1 protein-coding gene is annotated in these 1,044 nt (G+C 46.6%); it reads left to right on the top strand.

Translation table 11 applies throughout. The features are described 5' to 3' along the window. Window positions 1-108: 108 nt before the first annotated feature. The coding region (locus tag R7E00_RS25095; protein ID WP_318124922.1) for a histidine kinase dimerization/phospho-acceptor domain-containing protein at window positions 109-1,044 on the top strand (936 nt) is incomplete at its 3' end.

The following is a 1,044-nucleotide window of genomic DNA, read 5'->3' on the forward strand; positions in this document are numbered from 1 at the left end:
CCATACAACTAAAAGCCAATACACGTAGAAGTCCTTTCATCCTATCCTCGATTATTATTTGCTCACGACTATATTTAGAGTAGCGCAAGATTATCGGAGTGATTTCATATGGATGTAAAAGAGCGAACTCAACGCCGGTTTAGTATCGGTAACCAGCTTATGCTGGCGGTTTTAACGTTGAGTTTGATCTTTACGTTAGTCATTTCTGCCATCAGTTTATATCGTGATTTTCAAGAAGAGTTGTCCCATCTCGACACCGACTTAAAACAAGTGGAGTCGAGCTACCTCTCCAGCTTTTCAGCCAGTTTGTGGGTTGAAGACCGTGAGCTGTTACTCACCCAAGCGCTGGGGGCGATGCGTTTGCCTTCGGTGGATTACCTACGCATTGCTACCAAAGACGAAGTTATCATCGAGCTCGGAACAGAAATCAAGCAAGATGTGGTTGAGAGGCGTTGGCCGATGCAGTTTAGTGTGGGTGAAAAAACGTTTGAGCTTGCAGAGCTGACTGTGCAATCTGACCTTAGCGCCGTCTATCAAGATTTATGGCAACAGTTCTTTTTTCTACTCACGACAGAAGCGATAAAAATTTTGCTGTTGATGGTTGGGGTGTTGTGGGTTGCCTTCCGTTTATTGGTGAATCCTTTGCAGTTGCTTTCCGGTGCGGTGAGTGATTTTAGCGGCGGTAATGCGCCGAGTACGGTCAGGCTGCCCAAACGTTGGTGTTTTGATGAAGTCAGCTTGTTGGCGCAAAAATACAATCGAAGCGTGCAAAAAGTGCGTGAGCATCAAGCCGAGTTAGAAGCCGAGCGAGATAAGGCGGAAGTCGCCAATCGCAAGAAAAGTGAGTTTCTCGCGACCATGAGCCACGAGATCCGCACCCCTATGAATGGCATTATTGGTGTGGCGTCGCTGCTTAGTGATACTAAGCTCGATCCGCAGCAAAAAGAATTTGTGGAGATCATCGATAACTCATCGCAATCGCTCATGACCATTATTGATGACATCCTCGATTTCTCCAAAGTCGAAGCGGGGAAGGTGGAACTA

The organism is Vibrio sp. Vb1755, from assembly GCF_033338635.1.
In the GTDB taxonomy this organism is placed as follows: Bacteria; Pseudomonadota; Gammaproteobacteria; order Enterobacterales; family Vibrionaceae; genus Vibrio; species Vibrio alginolyticus.